Annotated in this window: 10 protein-coding genes; 9 read left to right on the top strand and 1 reads right to left on the bottom strand. The window is 70.5% G+C overall.

Features of this window, described 5'->3' with window-relative positions; translation table 11 throughout:
• The first annotated feature begins 34 nt into the window (after positions 1 to 34).
• From HHX30_RS27575 to HHX30_RS27565, 3 genes are all read left to right on the top strand, one after another.
• Positions 35 to 1,021: a carbohydrate ABC transporter permease gene (locus HHX30_RS27575; protein ID WP_169985058.1), complete on the top strand. Its 987-nt coding sequence runs from the start codon at positions 35 to 37 to the stop codon at positions 1,019 to 1,021.
• 61 nt (positions 1,022 to 1,082) lie between these two features.
• Positions 1,083 to 1,901, top strand: a complete 819-nt coding sequence (locus HHX30_RS27570; RefSeq protein ID WP_169985056.1) for a carbohydrate ABC transporter permease — start codon at positions 1,083 to 1,085, stop codon at positions 1,899 to 1,901.
• Between the two features lie 20 nt (positions 1,902 to 1,921).
• Positions 1,922 to 3,649, top strand: a complete 1,728-nt coding sequence (locus tag HHX30_RS27565; RefSeq protein WP_169985054.1) for an amylo-alpha-1,6-glucosidase — start codon at positions 1,922 to 1,924, stop codon at positions 3,647 to 3,649.
• A 94-nt stretch (positions 3,650 to 3,743) separates the two neighbouring features.
• Here the strand turns inward: HHX30_RS27565 and HHX30_RS27560 are convergent, their stop codons facing one another.
• Positions 3,744 to 5,543, bottom strand: a complete 1,800-nt coding sequence (locus HHX30_RS27560; protein WP_169985052.1) for an RICIN domain-containing protein — start codon at positions 5,541 to 5,543, stop codon at positions 3,744 to 3,746.
• Positions 5,544 to 6,449: 906 nt separating this feature from the next.
• Between HHX30_RS27560 and HHX30_RS27555 the strand changes: the two genes are divergently transcribed.
• The 6 genes from HHX30_RS27555 (at position 6,450) to HHX30_RS27530 (ending at position 15,485) form a co-directional block, all read left to right on the top strand.
• Positions 6,450 to 7,874 (top strand): sugar ABC transporter ATP-binding protein, encoded by a 1,425-nt coding sequence (locus HHX30_RS27555; RefSeq protein WP_211592627.1) that lies wholly within the window; start codon positions 6,450 to 6,452, stop codon positions 7,872 to 7,874.
• Positions 7,871 to 8,872, top strand: coding sequence for an ABC transporter permease (locus HHX30_RS27550; protein WP_169985049.1), 1,002 nt, complete (start codon positions 7,871 to 7,873; stop codon positions 8,870 to 8,872). Before HHX30_RS27555 ends, HHX30_RS27550 begins: the two co-directional genes overlap by 4 nt.
• On the top strand, positions 8,869 to 9,801 hold the full coding sequence (locus HHX30_RS27545; protein ID WP_169985047.1) for an ABC transporter permease: 933 nt from the start codon (positions 8,869 to 8,871) through the stop codon (positions 9,799 to 9,801). The genes HHX30_RS27550 and HHX30_RS27545 overlap by 4 nt, the downstream gene beginning before the upstream one ends.
• A gap of 13 nt (positions 9,802 to 9,814) precedes the next feature.
• The gene (locus tag HHX30_RS27540; protein ID WP_169985045.1) at positions 9,815 to 11,026 is read left to right on the top strand and encodes a substrate-binding domain-containing protein; all 1,212 of its coding nucleotides are present in this window, start codon (positions 9,815 to 9,817) and stop codon (positions 11,024 to 11,026) included.
• The gene (locus HHX30_RS27535) at positions 11,023 to 11,856 is read left to right on the top strand and encodes a sugar phosphate isomerase/epimerase (RefSeq protein ID WP_169985043.1); all 834 of its coding nucleotides are present in this window, start codon (positions 11,023 to 11,025) and stop codon (positions 11,854 to 11,856) included. The genes HHX30_RS27540 and HHX30_RS27535 overlap by 4 nt, the downstream gene beginning before the upstream one ends.
• A gap of 71 nt (positions 11,857 to 11,927) precedes the next feature.
• Positions 11,928 to 15,485, top strand: a complete 3,558-nt coding sequence (locus tag HHX30_RS27530; RefSeq protein WP_169985041.1) for a lectin — start codon at positions 11,928 to 11,930, stop codon at positions 15,483 to 15,485.
• Positions 15,486 to 15,568 lie beyond the last annotated feature (83 nt).

Here is a 15,568-nt window from a genome sequence, read left to right as displayed (position 1 = left end):
CCGGCGCCGGACGTCCGCCGGACGAGGGGACAGCATGGACCACGCGACACACGCATCGGTCGCGCCGCCGCCGGCAGAGGGGCGGAGACCGGCTCCGGCCCGGCCGCGCCCCGGCGACCGGCGGGCGTCGCTCCGCCGTACCGCGGCCGGTCAGTGGGCGGCCTGGGCCTTCCTGGCCCCCGTCGTCGTCTACCTGCTGGTGTTCTACGCCTATCCGCTGTACCGCAACGTCGAGCTGAGCCTGCGCGACTACACCGTGCGCTCGTTCGTCCGGGGCAACGCGCCCTTCACCGGAGTGGCCAACTACGCCGAGGTCCTCGGCGACCCGACGTTCGGTCCCGCGTTGTGGCACACGGTGGTGTTCACGCTGGCGTCGCTGGTCCTCCAGTTCGCCATCGGGCTCGCCCTGGCCGTGTTCTTCGCCAAGAACTTCCCGCTGTCGGCCACGTTGCGGGCCCTGTTCCTGGTGCCGTGGCTGCTGCCGCTCATCGTGTCGTCCTCGACGTGGTCGTGGATGCTCGACAGCGAGTCCGGCGTCGTCAACGCGGCGCTGGCCGTCTTCGGTGTCGAGCCCGTCCACTGGCTGACCTCGCCGGACTGGTCGCTGTGGTCGGTGATCATCGCCAACGTCTGGATCGGCATCCCCTTCAACCTGGTCGTTCTCTACTCGGGCCTCCAGGCGATCGATCCCGCCGTCTACGAGGCGGCCGAGCTGGACGGCGCGACCGGCTGGCGGCGGTTCCGGTACGTGACGTTCCCGCTGCTGCGGCCGGTCTCGGCGATCACGCTGCTGCTCGGGCTGGTCTACACGCTGAAGGTGTTCGACATCATCTGGATCATGACCAGGGGCGGGCCGAGCGAGTCCTCCACGACGTTCGCCACCTGGTCGTACCGGCTGGGGTTCGGCAACCTGCTGCCGGAGTTCGGCCGCGGGGCGGCGGTCGGCAACCTGCTGATCGTGGCGGCCCTGGTCTTCGGGCTGATCTACATCCGCGTACAGCGACGGCAGGCCCTCGCGTGAACGGGCGGACGGGCGGGCACGGCGCGCGCCCCGCACACGAGCGGCCGGGCGGGAGGGCGTCATGAGGGTCACGCGCAGCCGGTGGAGGACCGCGGCCGGGCTGGTGCTGACCGGCGTGATGCTCTTCCCGGTCTACTGGATGGTCAACGTGTCCTTCACCCGCGAACAGGACATGCGCAGGAGCCCGCCCTCCCTGCTCCCCCTGGACGGCACGCTGGACGGCTACCGGTCGGTGCTCGACCAGCAGCTGCCCTACCTGGGGGTCAGCGTGATCGTGGGGCTGGGCACGGTCGCCCTCACCCTGCTGGTCGCGACGCCGGCCGGCTACGCGCTGGGGAAGCTGCACCCGAGAGGCGGCGGGCTGCTGAGCTTCCTGCTGCTGATCGCGCAGATGATCCCGGGGATCATCATGGCGATGGGGTTCTACGCCGTCTTCCTCAACGTGGGCGTGCTCAACACGATCCCCGGGCTGATCGTGGCGGACTCGACACTGGCGGTGCCGTTCGCGGTGCTGATCTTCACGGCGTTCATGTCCGGCATCCCCGAGGAGTTGCTGCAGGCGGCCCGGGTCGACGGAGCCGGTGCCCTGCGCACCTTCTGGTCGGTGGTCCTGCCGGTCAGCCGCAACTCGGTCATCACGGTGTCGCTGTTCGCGTTCCTGTGGGCGTGGTCGGACTTCGTCTTCGCCTCCACCCTCGACCAGGGCGGCGCCCACCAGCCGATCACGCTCGGCATCTACCACTACATCGGCAACAACAACCAGCAGTGGAACGCCATCATGGCCACCGCCGTGATCGCCTCCATCCCCGCCGCCGTGCTGCTCGTCATCGCCCAGCGTTACGTCGCCGCGGGCGTCACCTCGGGCGCGGTTAAGCACTAGCCAGAAGGGACTCTTCTTTCATGACCGTCGCCGCAGGCCCGGTTTTCTCCCCCCGGGAGATCCCGTTCAGCTTCCGCGGATCGTGGTTCGGCTTCTCCCCGGTGATCGCGGAGAACACCTATGCCCCCGACGTCCATCTGGTGTCGCACCAGACCGGCATGCATCCGATCCTGCGGTTGATCCCCACCGCCGCCGGAGCCCGCGCCGAGACGATCCTGTCCGCGACCCCGCACGAGCTCACCTGGACCTGCGACGACCGGCGGATCGACCTCGCCTACGAGACCCCCGACACCGTACGGATGCGGGGTGAGGGCCTGGGGCTGCGGCTGGTGGCGGCCGATTCGGTCCTGACACCGTTCAGCGGTCCGTACTTCTACGCCGATCCCGGCGACGGCTCGTGGGTCTTCACCGTGTACCAGACCGGCCGCCGTTACCGCGTCACCCTTCTCGCCGGGCATGCCGAGTCCTGGGGCGAGCAGGCGCTCGGCGCCGCCGTGCGCGGCATCGCACTCCCCGGCGACGAGCCGTGGGAGATCGCCGTCGAAGAGTACGAGACCGCCCGGGCCCCCTACCGGAGCGAGAGCGGCTTCGAGCAGGTGCTCACGGCCGCGCGGGCCGGCTTCGAATCGTTCCGGGACGCGGTGACGCCCTGGCGCAGCGACCGGACGCCTGGCGCGGAGCTGGCCGCCTACGTCCTGTGGTCGGCCACGGTCCGTCCGGCCGGGTTCGTCACCCGCCCCGCGGTGCTGATGTCCAAGCACTGGATGGACAAGGTCTGGAGCTGGGACCACTGCTTCAACGCCATCGCCCTCGCCGATGGGCTGCCGGAGCTCGCCCGGGACCAGTTCCGGCTGGTGTTCGACCACCAGGACGCCGCCGGCGCGCTGCCCGACTCGGTCACGCACTCGGAGGTCCTGTACAACTTCGTCAAGCCGCCCATCCACGGCTGGGCCCTGGCGCGGCTGCGCCCGCTGCAGGACGGCGAGGCCGCCGAGGTGTACCGGCTGCTGGAGCGGTGGACCTCCTTCTGGCTGACCCGGCGGCGCGTTCCCGGTCACGAGTTCGCCCACTACCAGCACGGCAACGACAGCGGCTGGGACAACGCCACCACCTTCGACCCGGAGCGCGTCGTCGAGACCGCGGACCTGGCGGCCTTCCTCGTGCTGCAGATGCGGGAGCTCGCCCGCCTGGCCGCCGAGCTCGGACTCATGGACGCGGCCGCCGCCTGGAGCCGCGAAGCCGGTCGCATGCGCGAGGCGCTGCTGGCCGAGCTGTGGGACGGCGACCGGTTCGTGGCGCGCAGCGCCCACACCGGGTGCACGTGGTCCAGTTCGAGCCTGCTCGACCTGATGCCGATCGTCTTGGGGGAGGAGCTGCCAGAGCCCGTCCGGGCGTCGCTGGCGGCCCGCATCGAGACCCACCTGACCGAGTTCGGGCTGGCCACCGAGCTGCCCGGCTCACCCGACTACCGGGACGACGGCTACTGGCGCGGCCCGATCTGGGCGCCCTCAACGGTCCTCATCGAGGACGGCCTGCGCCGCGCCGGCTACCCGGACCTGGCCGACGAGATCAGCGCTCGCTTCCGTGCCCTGTGCGAGAAGTCCGGGTTCGCGGAGAACTTCGACGCCCGCAGCGGTGCGGGCCTGCGCGACCGCGCCTACACCTGGACCGCCAGCGCCTACCTCATCCTCGCCGCCGCCCACGAACACCGGCTCACGCTCGCCGGTCCGCGGGGACTGATGGCGTGACGGAGGGCTGGGCGCTGACACGCGGGAGGTGACCGGCTGTCGAGGGCCCTCGCCGGGCGCGGGGCCGGCCGCCCGGCGAGGGGGGTTCATCGGGTCAGACGCGGGTCCACTGCTGGTTGGTGCCGCCGTGGCAGGTCCAGATGTGGACCTTGCTGCCGTTGGCCGTGCCGTAGTTCGACACGTCCAGGCACTTGTTGGCGCCGACCGCGGTGATGGTGCCGTCGGAGTTGAGCCGCCACTTCTGGTTGTTCTGGCCGTTGCAGTCCCAGATGATGACCGCGGTGCCGTCGGCCGTGCCGCCGCCGTTCACGTCCAGGCACTTGTTGCCGTAGACGCGCAGCTCACCGGCACTGGTCGTGGTCCACTGCTGGTTGGCCTGCCCGTTGCAGTCCCAGATCTGCGCCGTCGCGCCGTTGGCCTGCGACGCGCCGTTCACGTCCAGGCACCTGCCCGACCCCACGCCCTTCAGCGCGCTCGTGCCGCCCGTGCCGCCCGTGGGACTCGCGGACGGTGACGGCCCCGGAGTGCCGGGGGGCAGCAGCGTGATCGTGAAGGTCTCGTCGGCGTTGGTATGCGGCAGATGCACCGTCGTGCCGTTGCCCGACAACGTCACCACCGTGTTCTGCACGGTCACCGGACCGGAGACGGCGCCCCCGCCGTTGTACGGGATGCGCTCGGCCACCACCCGGACCTGATTGTTCTGCACGATGCCGCTGGTGGCGTCCAGCCGCTGCAGGCCGACCGCGATGTCGCCCGTCGTGCGGCCCCCGCCGACCAGGACCTTCGCCTCCCCGCTCACCTTCGTCGCGAACGCGTCGTAGGAGGTGCTGGGCGTGACAGAGACGATCTGGCCGGTCTGCGAGCCGTAGAAGCGGTAGACCCACCACTCGCCCTTGGGCTGGTACTGCCCGGAGGAGTTGCGGACGAGCAGGTTGCCCAGGTCGTTGTGCAGGTTGCCGCCGCCGGCCCAGTTGGCCCGCAGGCCGTCCGCGCCGGCCCGCTCCAGCCGGGCGATGTACCAGGACCCGTCCCCGGGGTTCTGCTCGTTCGACGCCCCGTACTCGTTGATCTGGTACGGGCGGGGGTGGGGGATGCCCCGGGAGCCGAGGGTGGTGTCGGCGGTCGCGACGTTGGCCACCGGGTCGCCGGGCAGGGAGTGCCAGCTGACGATGTCGGGGACGACGTTGTTGGCCTTCACGTAGTCGAGGTACTGGGTCCAGAAGCCGCCGGAGGACGGCACGCAGGCGCAGCTGGGGCCGACGATCAGGTGGGACGGGAACGCGGCGCGGATGCGCTGGTAGGCGCGCTTCCACATCTCGAAGTACTGCGAGATGGGACGGTTCCAGAACAGGGTGATGTTGGGCTCGTTCCACAGGTCCCACTGGACCGGGACGCCGGTGGCCCGTACGTCGGCGATCAGGCGGGTGAGGAAGGCGTCGTAGTCGGTCCAGTTGCCGTTGTCGCCGGGGAAGCGGGAGATCGGGTAACCGTCGGCGCCCCACAGGTCGTGCACCAGCAGGACGAACTCACCGCCCAGCGACCGGGTGCGCAGCAGCTGCGCGCGGGTGGCGTTCCACCTGCGGTCGTACTTGCCCGACACCCAGCCGCCCGGGCTGTCGAGCTGGGCGCCGCCGGCCCGCATGTACCGGAACCTGACATCGGTGAAGAAGTGGTCCGGGGGATTGGCGCCGTCCTCCGTCATGCCGTAGATCCATCCGGAGGCCCGGTACGTCGGAGAGCCGCCGGCGACGGAGAAGTCGACCGTGATCGACTCGTCCGCGGCCTGGGCCGGCGCCGCCGTCGTGAAGAGGGATCCGGCGACGAGCGCGCCGACGGCGAACAGGGCCGCGATCCCGCGGCGGCCTGTTCGCCGCTTTCTGCCTTTCGCGTCCACTCATGACTCCTTGGACAGAGGGGGGTGGGGAGTGACGCCGTCCACCGGCGGCCGTCTCCCGGGAGGGTGCCCGACTGCCGCCGCGGGCGTGCGAGACGCTGCCGCACGGCACACCCCGGCACGGCGGTGATCCCACCGAACGGTGATCCCAGCACGGTGATCGCTCACTCCGCCCGCCTGGTTCAGGTGCCGTACGCGTCGAGGGGATCGAGTCGGCGGGGCGGCCGGCCCGCGATCCCGGTTATGGGACTATCGAATCGATTCGCTGGCAGCCTAGGTCTCGTCGGCGAGGGATGTCAACGGCATGTGTCAAGCATCGGCGGACAAGCTCAGGGTGCCCGGGTTGGTCCACTCACCGCCCGAAGCGGGCCACGGTGAGCGCGGAACGTGAAAGTTTCAGACCTATCTCCGGCTGAGCAGTCGAAAGGTACTACTGATTCTCGCTCGGCTGGCATCGAGTGAGGAGGGCACTGCATCATCGATGTCGCGCTGAAATGGTAATTCTCGATATAGGCGGCGACGCCATACCCATTGTGTGTGAACAGACATCCAATGGATCGCTGATAAGCATGCTTGACAGGCATGAGGCGCAGACCTATCGTCGTTCCGAATCGATTCGACAGATTGTCGCAGGTCAGGCCTGGTGTCCGTCGCTCCGGCACAGTCGAGACCGTTCCGGCTGCGTCGGCCCGGCGGCCGTGGCGTCCTCGCCGGCGACCGGTTCGGTGAACGAGACATCGGGCGCAGCACGACTCCCACCCCCCCGCAAGGAGATCCCGTGCATGACTGGTCATCCCGGACGGCGCGCAGACGTGTCCCGGCCGGTCCCCCGGCTGCGATGCCGCCTGCCGCTCCCGGCATGGCCGGCGCGGCCGTACGCCCCGACAGGTGGGCCGCGTGCTGAGGATGACCGGTATCGGCAAGAGCTTCCTGGGCGTGCGGGTCCTCGGCGGAGTCGATCTGGAGGCGGCCGCCGGTGAGGTCCACGCGGTGGTGGGGGAGAACGGCGCGGGCAAGTCGACGCTGATGAAGATCCTGGCCGGCGTGCACACCCCGGACGAGGGGACCATCGAGATCGACGGCCGGAGCGTGGCGTTCGGGCACCCGATCGAGGCGCAGCGGGCCGGGGTGGCGATCATCCATCAGGAGCTCACCCTGCTGCCGGAGCGGACGGTGGCCGAGAACGTCTTCCTCGGCCGGGAACCCGTCCGGCGGGGGCTGGTCGACCGGGCCGCGATGGAGTCCGCGACCGGCGAGCTGCTGGAGTCACTCGGCGAGGAGGTGTTCGGGCCGCGCGATCTCGTCCGGCGGCTCTCGGTGGCGCAGCAACAGGTCGTCGAGATCGCCAAGGCGTTGTCGCTGAACGCCCGGATCGTGGTGATGGACGAGCCGACCGCCGCTCTGGCCGACCACGAGGTCGAGCTGCTCTACGCGCTGGTGCGGCGGCTCACCGGGCGTGGCATCGCGGTCCTGTACATCTCGCACCGGCTCCGCGAGATCTTCGATCTCGCCGACCGGATCACCGTGCTCAAGGACGGCGCCCGGGTCGCCACCGCGGAGGCGTCGAGCCTGGACACGGCGGCCCTGGTCCGCCTGATGGTCGGCCGGGATCTCGACTTCTACTACCCGCCCCGGGCGGCGGCACCGCCCGGGGAGGTGATGCTGAGCGTGCGCGGCGGCGGCAACGCCCGGCTGCACGGCATCGACCTCGACCTGCGCGCGGGGGAGATCGTCGGGGTGGCCGGGCTGCAGGGCTCGGGCCGCACCGAGCTGGCCAAGGCGCTGTTCGGCGCCGAGCCGTTCACCGGAGGCGAGATGACGCCCTGCCGTCCCCGCTCGGTCCGCGAGGGCATCGCCGCAGGGATCGGCCTGGTCACCGAGGACCGCAAGGCCGAAGGACTCCTGCTGAACCAGCGGGTGCGCGACAACGCCCTGCTCGTCGCCCGGGCCGCCGGAATGCGCCGGCCCGGGATCGAGCGGCTGCTCGAGCGGGTGCGGCTCAACCCGCCCAGGCCCACCCAGGAGGTCCGGCTGCTGTCCGGCGGCAACCAGCAGAAGGTCGTGCTGGCCAAGTGGATGACGGTCGCGCCGCGCGTCCTGCTGTTCGACGAGCCCACCCGCGGTGTCGACGTCGGCGCCAAGGCCGCCATCCACGAGCTGATGCGCGAACTCGCAGGCGACGGCGTGGCCGTCTTGATGATCTCCTCCGAGCTCCCCGAGCTCATCGGCATGAGCGATCGCATCGTGGTGCTGCGGGACGGCCGCATCGCGGGGGAACTGCCCGCCGGCTCCACCGAGGAGGCCGTGATGCACCTGGCGGCCGCGTCATGACCCAGCAGCTGAAGCTCCGGCGCGTCGCGGTCGGGGGCTCGTTCCTCCGCCGGCTGTCGGCCGACCGGCCCGCGCGTGCCGTCTACGTGGCGCTCGCCCTGCTCGTCGTGGTGGGCTGGCTGCTGTTCGCCCTGGACGGCGGGCAGTTCCTCAGCCAGGAGAACATCGTCGGCATCCAGCAGCGTTCGGCGGCCCTCGGCATCGTCGCGGTCGGTCAGACCCTGGTGATCCTGGCCGGGAGCCTGGATCTCTCGGTGGCCTATCTGATCAGCCTGACCTCGCTGGTCGCGGCCGAGATCATGGCGGGCGCCGACGGCGGCGTGCCGGCCGCGGTCGCCGCGGTGCTGGCGGTCAGCGCGACGGCCGGGCTGGTGAACGGCCTGATCGTCACCAGGCTCCGGGTGCACGCCTTCATCGCCACGCTCGGGGTCGCGCTGATCCTGAGAGGGTTGCTCGACGAGCGGTACGACGGGCCCGCGGGCAGCGTGCCCGAGTCCTTCCAGCATCTCGGGTACGACCGCATCGGGCCGCTGCCGGTGTCGGCGCTGCTGTGGGCCGCGGTGGCGGCGTCCGCGTGGCTCATGCTCAGCCGGACGCGGCTGGGATACCGGATCTACGCCGTGGGCGGGGACGCCGAGGTCGCACGCCTGTCGGGTATCCGCACCGGTCGGGTCGTGGTCGCCGCCCACGTGCTCTGCTCGGTCTGCGCCGGGATCGCCGGGCTGCTGCTCGCCTCCCGCCTCGGGGCCGGCGCGCCGACGGTGGGAACCGACGGCGGGTACGACCTGGAGTCGATCGCCGCGGTCGTGCTCGGCGGGACGGCTCTGGCCGGCGGCCGCGGCGGGGTCGCCGGGACCGTCGGCGGAGTCCTGCTCCTGGCCGTCCTCGACAGCATCTTCAACCAGCTGGAGGTCGACTCCTTCGCCAAGGACGTCGTACGGGGTGTGGTCCTGGTGGCCGCCCTGGCGATCTACGCCCGCAGGAGGCGGACCGCATGAGACGCGCGCTGCCGATCTTCGTGGTGCTGGCCGGGCTGCTGGTCGCCATCGCGGTCGTCAACCCGTACTTCCTGGAGCCGCCCGCCTTCCTCGCCTTCGTCAAACGGGCCGCGCCGCTGGTGATCCTCGCGGCGGGGCAGTATTTCGTCATCGTGTCCGGCGAGTTCGACCTGTCGGTCGGCTCGCTCGTCACCGCCGAGGTGGTGATCGCCGCCCGGCTCATCGACGGCTCGGCGGAGGCGACCTGGCCCGTGCTGGCCCTGCTGATCGTCATCGGGCCGCTCACCGGGCTGGTCAACGGGATCGTCACCACCCTGCTCCGGGTCCCTTCGTTCATCACGACACTCGGCATGCTGCTGATCCTGTCCGGGGCGGTCTTCCTCTGGACGGGCGGCGCGCCCCGGGGCGCCCTGTCCCCGGAGTTCCGCGAGCTGGGGCGGGGGAGCCTGGGCCCGGTGCCCTGGTCGGTCCTCATCCTCGTCGCGGTGGCGGCGGCCGCGATCTGGGCGATGCGCGCGGGTTTCGGCCACACGCTGATCGCGGCCGGCGACAACGACCGGGCCGCGGCTCTGTCCGGCGTCCGCGTCGCCCGCGTGCGGACGGTGGCGTTCATGATCTCCGGGCTGTCCGCGGCGGTCGCCGCGATCCTGCTCGGCGGCTTCGCCGGGGTGTCCGCGCAGGTCGGCCAGGGCCTGGAGTTCCAGGCCATCACCGCTGTCGTGCTCGGTGGCGTGGCCCTCGGGGGCGGCCGCGGCTCCGTGGTCGCCGCCATGGCGGGCGCCTTCACCCTGGAGGCGCTGTTCACCCTGCTCAACCTGTACGGCATCTCGGGGGCGCTGGAGCCGGCCGTACAGGGTGTGATCATCATCGCCGCGGTGGCGCTGGGGGCCGTGAACCTCCCGCGCAGAAGAGCCGCGGCGGTCTCGTGACGGAAGGAAGACGATGCGTTCATATTCGCGGCGGCTCCTCGCCTCCGCCGCGCTGGCCGCGCTGACGCTGCCGGCGGCCGCGTGCACCAGCGACAAACCCGTGTCCTCCGCGTCCGCCGCGCCGGCCGGGTCCGCCGCTCAGGAGGACAAGGGCACCGGCGCGCAGTCGAAGTTCTTCGTGCAGGCCGACTACGACGCCCAGATGGCGATGCGCCAGGCGCAGCCGACCGGCTCGCCGGACAAGCCGTGGGAGCAGAGCATCGACCCGCGGCTCGTCGACACCGCCGAGTACAAGAAGGCGGGGCCGTACCACCTGTGCTTCTCCAACGCCGCGGTCAACAACCCCTGGCGCCAGGTCGGCTGGAAGACCATGCAGGCGGAGGTCGCCCTGCACAAGGAGATCACGCGCTTCACCGCCCTGGACGCCGAGGGCAAGGACGACAAGCAGATCTCCGACATCGCGGAACTGCAGGGCAAGGGCTGCGACGCGCTGATCGTCTCGCCCAACACCACGGCCACGCTGACTCCCGCGGTGGCCGGGGCGTGCCCGAAGGTGCCGGTCATCGTGTTCGACCGGGGGGTCCAGACCGACTGCCCGGTCACCTTCATCAAGCCGATCGGCGGCTACGCCTTCGGCGCCGAGGCGGCCGAGTTCCTCGTCGAAAAGGTGCAGCCCGGCGGGAAGATCCTGGCGCTGCGCATCCTGCCCGGTGTGGACGTGCTGGAGACCCGGTGGTCGGCGGCGAAGGTCGCGTTCGACAAGAGCGACCTCGATGTCGTCGGCGTGGAGTTCACCGACGGCGACGCCGCGAAGACCAAGAGCATCGTCAGTGACTACATCCAGCGCTACGGCAAGATCGACGGAGTCTGGATGGACGCGGGCGCCACCGCCGTCGCGGCCGTCGAGGCGTTCGAGGACGCGGGCCAGCCCGTGCCGCCGATCAACGGCGAGGATCAGCAGGACTTCCTGAGGAAGTGGAGCGACGCGAAGCTGACCGCGATCGCCCCGACCTATCCGACCTACCAGTGGCGCACCCCGATCATCGCGGCGCTCAAGATCCTGAAGGGCGAGCAGGTGCCGAAGGTCTGGAACCTCCCGCAACCGGCGATCACGCAGGAGAACCTCGCCACCTACCTCAAGCCCGGCATGCCGCCGCTGCACTACGCCCTGTGCGGGTGCGAGGACCTGCCCGGCTACCCCGGGAAGTGGGGAGGCGCGTCGTGATCGGCGTCAACACGTGGGTCTGGGTCTCGCCGCTCACCGACGAGTCCCTGGCCGCCCTCGCGCCGCGGATCGCGGAATGGGGCTTCGACGTCGTCGAACTGCCGGTCGAGCACCCCGGCGACTGGGACCCGGGGAAGGCGGCGGCCCTCCTGGACGGGCTCGGGCTCGGCGCGTCGGTCGTGCTCACGATGCCACCGGGACGCGAGCTCGTCGGCGCCTCGCCCCACTGTGTGCAGGAGACCCAGGACTACCTGCGGCACTGCGTGGACGTGGCGGTGACCGTCGGCGCGCCGGCGGTCAGCGGCCCGGCGTACGCCTCTGTCGGGCGGGCCTGGCGGATGAGCCCGGACGAGCGGCGCGAGGTCTACACCGAGCTGGGGGAGAACCTGAAACCGGTCGTCGCCTACGCGGCCGAACGCGGGATCAGGATCGGCGTCGAACCGCTCAACCGGTACGAGACCAGCGTCGTCAACACCGTCGAGCAGGCGCTCGACGCCCTCCCTGAGGAGTGCGGGCTCGCACTCGACACCTACCACATGAACATCGAGGAGAAGGATCCCCTCCGGGCCGTCCGCCTGGCGGGCGACAGGATCGCGCACATCCAGGTGTGCGGGACCGACCGCGGCGCCCCGGGCGCCGACCACTTCGACTGGCCGGGCTTCGCCGCGGCCGTACGCGACGTGGGCTACCGCGGCCCGCTCGTGATCGAGTCCTTCACCGCCGACAACATGACCATCGCCACCGCGGCGTCCGTCTGGCGTCCCCTCGCTTCGAGCCAGGACGCCCTCGCCACCGAAGGACTCGCCTTCCTTCGCACCCTCATGGCCTGACCAGGCCGATCAACGTCCCTTCGCACCCCGTAACTCCGGCCGTCACCGGTAACCCCCCCAGGAGATCCCTCATGCGAAGATCACGATTGCTCCCCGCCCTGGCCGCAGCCCTGTTAGGGCTGTTGCTGTCCGCGGTGCCGTTGGTGGCGCACGCGGCCGCTCCGCAGTTCAAGGTGCTGCTGTTCAGCAAGACAGCGAGCGGCGCCTACCGGCACGACTCCATCTCCGCCGGCATCGCGATGTTCCAGCAGCTGGCGACGGACAACAACTTCCAGCTCGACGCGAGCGAGAACTCCTCCGTCTTCACCACGTCGAACCTCAACAACTACGACGCGGTGATCATGCTCCAGACGTCGGGCATGGTGTGGGACAACGACGCGCAGCGCCAGGCCATGCAGGCATACGTGCGCAGCGGCCGCGGCGTGGTGGCGATCCACAACGCCGTCGACATGAACATCGAGTCGCAGTTCCCCTGGTGGGATCAGACCGTGCTGGCCGGCGCGCACATGACGCAGCACTCGTCGATCGTGCAGGGCACCGCCAAGGTCGCCGACAAGGTCCACCCCTCGACGAAGGGCCTGCCGGACCGGTGGACCCGTACGGAGGAGTGGTACAACTTCGACAAGAACATGCGCGGCTCGGTGCACGTGCTGGTGACCGCGGACGAGACCACCTACGACGCGGGCGCGAACAAGATGGGCGCCGACCACCCGATCTCCTGGTGCCACAACCCGGAGGGCGGCCGGGTGTGGGCCACCGCCATGGGCCACAACGCGTCCTCCTACTCGGAGCCGCTGTTCAAGCAGCACCTGCTGGGCGCGGTGAAGTGGGCCGCGGGCGCGGAGCCCGGCGACTGCGGCGGCACGATCTCTGCCCGCTTCCAGAAGGTGACCCTCGACGGCGCGCCGGACCAGCCGATGGAGCTGGACGTGGCGGCCGACGGCCGGGTCTTCTACATCTCGCGCTCGGGCAAGGTCAACCTGATCCCCGCGGGCGGCGGCAGCACGCGCGTCATCGGCACCCTGTCGGTGTACGACGGCGGTGAGGACGGCGGTATCGGGATCGCGCTCGACCCGAACTTCGCCACCAACGGCTGGATCTATCTCAACTACTCGCCCCTCAACGGCGGCGAGGTGAACCGGGTGTCCCGGTTCACCTTCAACGGCACCAGCCTCGACCTGAGCAGCGAGAAGAAGCTCATCGAGGTTCCGGCGTTCCGCAACGTCGACGAGCCGGGCCACACCGGCGGCTACATCACGTTCGGCCCGGGCGGCAACCTCTACATCGCCCCCGGTGACGACACCAACCCCAACGCCTCCAGCGGCTACGCCCCGATCGACGAGCGGCCGGGCCGGGAGCACTACGACGCCCAGCGGTCCGCGGCCAACACCAACGACCTGCGCGGCAAGATCCTGCGCATCCACCCCGAGCCCGACGGCACCTACACGATCCCGTCCGGCAACATGTTCGCTCCGGGCACGGCCAAGACGCGGCCGGAGATCTACGCGATGGGCTTCCGCAACGCGTTCCGCTTCTCGGTCGACAAGGTCACCGGCTGGATCTCCGTGGGCGACTACGGGCCGGACGCGGGCAGCGCCAACGCCAACCGCGGCCCCGAGGGCACGGTCGAGTGGAACCTGATCAAGCAGCCCGGGTTCTACGGCTGGCCGTACTGCACCGGCAACAACACGCCGTTCAACGACTTCAACTTCTCCACCAACACCTCGGGGGCGAAGTTCAACTGCTCGGCGCCGGTCAACGACTCGCCCAACAACACCGGCCTGACCAACCTCCCGGCCGCCAAGCCCGCGACCGTCTGGTACAACTACCACGCCTCGGCCGAGTTCCCCGAGATCAACTGCTGCGGCGGCGCGGCCCCCATGGGCGGCCCGTTCTACCGCTACGACGCGGCCAGCGCCTCCGACCGGAAGTTCCCCGAGTACTTCGACGGCGCGACCTTCCTGTACGAATGGAGCCGCAACTTCGTCAAGGAGATGCGCCTCGACTCCTCCGGCAACCTCCTGAAGATCAGCCCGTTCGTGGCGAACATCGCCCCGCACGCGCCGATCGACATGAAGTTCGGCCCCGACGGCGCGCTCTACATGGCCGACTGGGGCAACGGCTTCGGCCACGCGAACACCGATGACAGCATCTACCGGATCGACTACGTGGTCGGGAACCGCGCCCCCGTCGCCAAGGCGAGCGCCAGCCCCGACTCGGGCGCCGCGCCGCTGACCGTGGCGTTCTCCTCGGCCGGCTCGTCCGACCCCGACGGCGACCCGATCACCTACAGCTGGGACTTCGGCGACGGCACCACCTCCACCGCGGCCAACCCGACGAAGACCTACAACGCCAACGGCACCTACACCGCCAAGCTGACCGTACGGGACTCGGGCGGGAAGACGGGCAGCATCACGCTGACCATCGCCGTCGGCAACACCCGTCCCACGGTCGTCTTCTCGGCTCCGCCCGACGGCGGGTTCATCGACTTCGGCGACCGGGTGACCTACACGCTGAACGTCACCGACCCCGAGGACGGCACCGTCGACTGCACCAAGGTCAACGTGTTCACCGCGCTCGGCCACGACCAGCACGCCCACGACACCGGTCAGTACACCGGCTGCTCGGGGACGGTCACGACCACGGCCTCCGGCCATGACGAGGCCTCCAACGTCTACTACGTCCTGGGTGCGGACTACACCGACAAGGGCGGCCTGAAGGGCAGCGCCGGCATCACGCTGCAGCCCAAGCACAAGCAGGCCGAGCACGCCACCGGCTCGTCCGGCATCAGGATCGTCGACGAGGCCGGGGCCGAGGGCGGCAGGCGGATCGGCGACATCTCCAACAACGACTGGCTCTCCTTCACCCCGTTCAACCTCTCCGGAATCGACACGGTGTCCTTCCGCGTCTCGGCGCCGTCCGCCACCGGAGCGTCCATCGAGCTGCACGCCGACTCGCCGACCGGGGCGCTCATCGCCTCCGCCTCGGTGCCGTCGACCGGTGGCTGGAACAACTACGTGTCCCTGCCCGCGGTGCGGGTCACCGATCCCGGTGGCACGCACAACGTGTACGTCGTGTTCAAGGCGCCGTCGGCGAACGCGTTCGACGTCGACTCGTTCACCTTCGGCGGCAGGGGCGTCGGGCAGGGCGGCGGCTCCTCCTCGCCGTCCCCCTCGCCGTCCCCCTCCGCGCCGGCCTCTCCCTCTCCCTCGCCCTCTGCGTCGCCCTCGGGCGGCACGGGGAGCACGAGTGCGCTGCGGGGTGTGGGGTCGGGCCGGTGCCTGGACGTCAACGGCGCGTCGCAGTCGAACGGCGCGACGGTGCTGATCTGGGACTGCAACGGCGGGAACAACCAGAAGTGGACCTCCACCAGCGCGGGCGAGCTGCGCGTCTACGGCAACAAGTGCCTGGACGTGAACGGAGCGGGCACGGCGGACGGCACCGCGGTCATCATCTGGGACTGCAACGGCCAGAACAACCAGAAGTGGCGCCTGAACTCCGACGGCACGATCACCGCGGTCGGGGCGAACAAGTGCCTGGACGTCGCGAGCAGCGGCACCGCCAACGGCACCAAGGTCCAGATCTGGTCCTGCACCGGCGGCAACAACCAGAAGTGGACCCGGGTGTGACCTCGATGTGACGCCCGGCCCCGGAGCCGGTCCGCCCCCGCGGACCGGCTCCGGACGCACGACTTGGGAATGCGGCGCCGACC

Origin of the sequence: Microbispora sp. H10836, from assembly GCF_012999525.1 — a bacterium.
In the GTDB taxonomy this organism is placed as follows: domain Bacteria; phylum Actinomycetota; class Actinomycetes; order Streptosporangiales; family Streptosporangiaceae; genus Microbispora.
This window is presented reverse-complemented; position numbering and strand designations above follow the sequence as displayed.